The organism is Sporichthya polymorpha DSM 43042, assembly GCF_000384115.1.
GTDB lineage: Bacteria > Actinomycetota > Actinomycetes > Sporichthyales > Sporichthyaceae > Sporichthya > Sporichthya polymorpha.
The window spans coordinates 181,139-184,325 of sequence record NZ_KB913029.1 but is presented as its reverse complement, the minus strand read 5'-3'; the positions used below and the strand labels follow the sequence as shown (position 1 = coordinate 184,325).

General features: G+C 70.6%; 3 protein-coding genes and 1 pseudogene. 2 read left to right on the top strand and 2 right to left on the bottom strand.

Going from position 1 to position 3,187, the window contains the following annotated elements; genetic code table 11:
• A pseudogene (locus SPOPO_RS34625) lies at window positions 1-1,273 on the top strand (hypothetical protein); the annotation flags it as partial.
• Between the two features lie 13 nt (window positions 1,274-1,286).
• Here SPOPO_RS34625 and SPOPO_RS0100920 read toward each other — a convergent pair.
• Both SPOPO_RS0100920 and SPOPO_RS36105 read right to left on the bottom strand, forming a co-directional pair.
• Window positions 1,287-1,499 carry a heavy-metal-associated domain-containing protein gene (locus tag SPOPO_RS0100920; protein ID WP_019872911.1) on the bottom strand — a complete coding sequence of 71 codons (213 nt, stop codon included), beginning with the start codon at window positions 1,497-1,499 and terminating at the stop codon, window positions 1,287-1,289.
• Window positions 1,496-1,747, bottom strand: a complete 252-nt coding sequence (locus tag SPOPO_RS36105) for a cation transporter (RefSeq protein ID WP_425424150.1) — start codon at window positions 1,745-1,747, stop codon at window positions 1,496-1,498. The genes SPOPO_RS0100920 and SPOPO_RS36105 overlap by 4 nt, the downstream gene beginning before the upstream one ends.
• Before the next feature lie 189 nt (window positions 1,748-1,936).
• Between SPOPO_RS36105 and SPOPO_RS0100915 the strand changes: the two genes are divergently transcribed.
• The coding region (locus SPOPO_RS0100915; protein ID WP_019872910.1) for an MFS transporter at window positions 1,937-3,187 on the top strand (1,251 nt) is incomplete at its 3' end.

Here is a 3,187-nt window from a genome sequence, read left to right as displayed (position 1 = left end):
GGAGCAGGCCGACGCCGACCTGCGCGGACCCGGGCAGCGCGATGCCCTCCGGCAGCTGCGCGTTGAGCACGCGAACCTGCGCGCTGCCCTCACCTGGTTCTCGAGCCGACCGGAGCACGCTGACGATGCGTTGCGACTCGCCGGCGCTCTCGGGCTGTACTGGCACCTGGGCCGGCACGTCGAAGGCCGTGAAGTGCTGCGGGCGTTGCTTCGCGAGGTCTCCACCGGTGGAGCTGCGGCTCGGGCGCGGGCGCTGCAGGCGGTATCGCTGGTGGAGCGACCACGGGCCTGCTTGGTGCACCCCAGCCCGCGATGTGCTGAGACTGCCGCGGAAAGCCTGGACCTGTTTCTCGCGGCTGGTGAGGAGAGCGGCGCGGCGCTGTCCCGGGTCCTGCTCGCCGTGGAGTTCCTCGATGGCTCCGCGCCGGATCGCTTCGACGAACTGCTGGCTGCCGCCGAGGACCAGTTCGACGCCTCGGACGACGCCTGGGGGCACGCCGTCGTTGCCTTCGTCCGCCTGCAGCACTTTCTGTTGCGCGGGGATCGGCTCCGCGCCCGAACCGCTGGCCGCGCGGCCCGTGACGCGTTCCGCGCCCTCGACGATCTGTGGGGGCTCTCCGCGGTGCTCTACCACCTCGGGTGGGGGCTGCGGGAGTTCGGTGACTACGCGGAATGCGTTGCCGTGCTGGAGGAGGCGATCGAGGTCGCCGAGTCGGCTGGGCTGACCAACACGGCCCAATGGGCAATCGGTGACCTGGGCCTGGCGCTGCTGTATCTCGGGGAGAACGACGCCGCGGAGGCCTGCTTCGGCCGCGCGCGAGCGGTGTCCACGGACATCGGTGACGCTGCCGGTGAGGTTCTGGCCGACTACGGCCTGGCCGTGCGAGCACGGTTGAACGGGGACGCCGAAGCGGCCCGCCCGCTGTACACGCGGGCGCTGGACGGGTTCCGCCGGCTCGGCACCGCGGGCTACACCGCGCACGCTGAGGCCGGGCTGGCGTGGTGTGACCTGGAGCTGAAGCGCATGGACTCCGCGGCCGAGCGATACGCAGAGCTGCGCCGGGTGGGGGAGTCGCTTGCCGAGCCAGTACTGGTGGCGATCGCGCTCGAGGGTCACGCCCGGATCGAGGTGCTTCAGGGTCACCCCGACCGCGCGGCGGCGCTGCTGAGCGAGGCCGCGGCGCTGCGAACGGCGGTGGGTCGTCCAGCTGTGCCTGCCGAGCAGACGCAGCTGAACGCGCTTGTTCGGGAGCTCCGGCTCCCGGGGTTCTGAGACGCGGTGTAGCTCAGGCCGCCTCGTCCAGCTCGTAACCCGCCTCCGCAACAGCCGCCCGAATATCCGCGGTGAGAAACGCCTGACTTCCCGTCACTTCCAGACGCCCGGTGCTCAGGTCGAGGTGCACTCGGCTCACGCCGGGAAGTGCTTCGACCTCGCTGCGCACCGATGAGACGCAGTGACCGCAGGTCATGCCGCGCACGGTGAAGGTGCTGGTGATCATCGTTCATCCTCCTCAAGGGATGGTGGGGTGGGCGGTGTCGGAGCCGCTCCGCCTGATGTTGCGACAACGCCGCTGTCCACTACGCGGGCTTCGTTGCCGGCGCGGGCGAGGGCAGACAGCACGTCCGGAAGCGCGAAGCGCCCTCGCAAGCGCACCTGGCCTGTCACCCGGTCCGCCTCGACGGTCTCGACTCCGGGGACGTCCCGCACGCAGGCGGTCACCTGACGCACGCAGTGCCGGCACGACATGCCGGTCACCAGGAGCATCACGTCAGACGTTGTTCCGTCGCGGGGCCCTTGCGTCGCTGTCATGACCTGAGCGTGTGCCGTCGCGCTGTCCGTGTGCTGTCCAACCTCGGGCCGCCGGTGGACAGCGCCCGGACAGAGGACCGTCCGAAGCTCAGCCCATCACGTCCGACGACTTTGGAGAGGAACACGATGGACGGCCAAGCATCCGCCGCGGGTCCGCGGTCCAACCGACGCTGGTTGGCGCTGACCCTGATCGCAGCGGCTCAGTTCATGGTCATCATGGACACCTCGATCATCGGCGTCGCCCTCCCTGAGATGCAGACCGACCTGGACTTCGCGCCGGGTGACCTGTCCTGGGTCTTCAACGCCTACGTCGTCGCCTTCGGCGGGTTGTTGCTGCTGGGTGGCCGGCTCTCCGACCTGCTCGGCGCCCGGCGCGTCTTCTCGGCAGGTTGGGCAATTCTGCTCATCGGTTCGATCGTCGCCGGCGCTGCCAACAACGTCACTGTGGAGCTGACCGGTCGGGCCGTGCAGGGCGTGGGGGCGGCGCTGATCGCACCCTCGGCGCTGACGCTGCTGATGATGCTGTTCGGCGGCAACCCGCGGGAGCTCACCCGGGCGCTCGCGCTCTACGGCGCGGCTGCCCCCGCGGGTGGCACCGCCGGCGTGTTCCTCGGCGGGGTGCTGACCGAGTACGCGAGCTGGCCGTGGATCTTCTACGTCAACGTCCCGATCGCCGCGCTCGCGCTCATCGCGACTCCGCTGCTGATGCCGGCCGCACCGCCGAGCCGTGGTCGACTCGACTGGCTGGGCGCGCTGACAGCCACGGGCGGGCTGGGCACCGGCGTGTACGCGATCGTGCGGGCCCCGGAGGTCGGGTGGAGGGCACCGGAGACCGGACTGGCCGGTGGCGCCGCCGTCGTGCTGCTCGGCGTCTTCGTCGCCTTGCAGGCCAAGCGACGGGATCCCCTGGTGCGTCTGGGCATCTTCCGGGTGCCGAACCTGGCGGCCGCGAACCTGGCGCAGCTGCTGCTCGGCGCGGCCTGGGTCCCCATGTGGTTCTTCCTCAACCTCTACCTGCAACAGGTCCTGGGCTACTCCGCGTTCCCCTCCGGCGCGGCCTTGCTGCCGATGACCGTTCTGATCATGCTCGGCATGATCGTGGTCGCGCCGCGCGTGATCGCCCGGTTCGGGCCGCAGCACACCCTGGTCGTGGCGATGGGCGTGCTGACGTTCGGCCTCGTCGGGCTGTCGCTCGTCCGTGACAACGGCTCGTTCTGGGTCGACGTCCTGCCCGCCTCGCTCGTGGCCGCGGTCGGCATGTCCCTGGCGTTCATCCCCAGCCTGGGCATCGCGCTCTCCAGCGCGCGGCCCGAGGAGGGCGGCCTTGCCGCCGGCATCGTCAACACGAGCTACCAGATCGGCTCGGCGCTCGGCCTG

Excerpts from the sequence above, each read along its gene's own strand:
- SPOPO_RS0100920 (WP_019872911.1), bottom strand. The coding sequence starts at position 1,499 with ATGATCACCAGCACCTTCACCGTGCGCGGCATGACCTGCGGTCACTGC.
- SPOPO_RS36105 (WP_425424150.1), bottom strand. The coding sequence starts at position 1,747 with ATGTCGTGCCGGCACTGCGTGCGTCAGGTGACCGCCTGCGTGCGGGAC.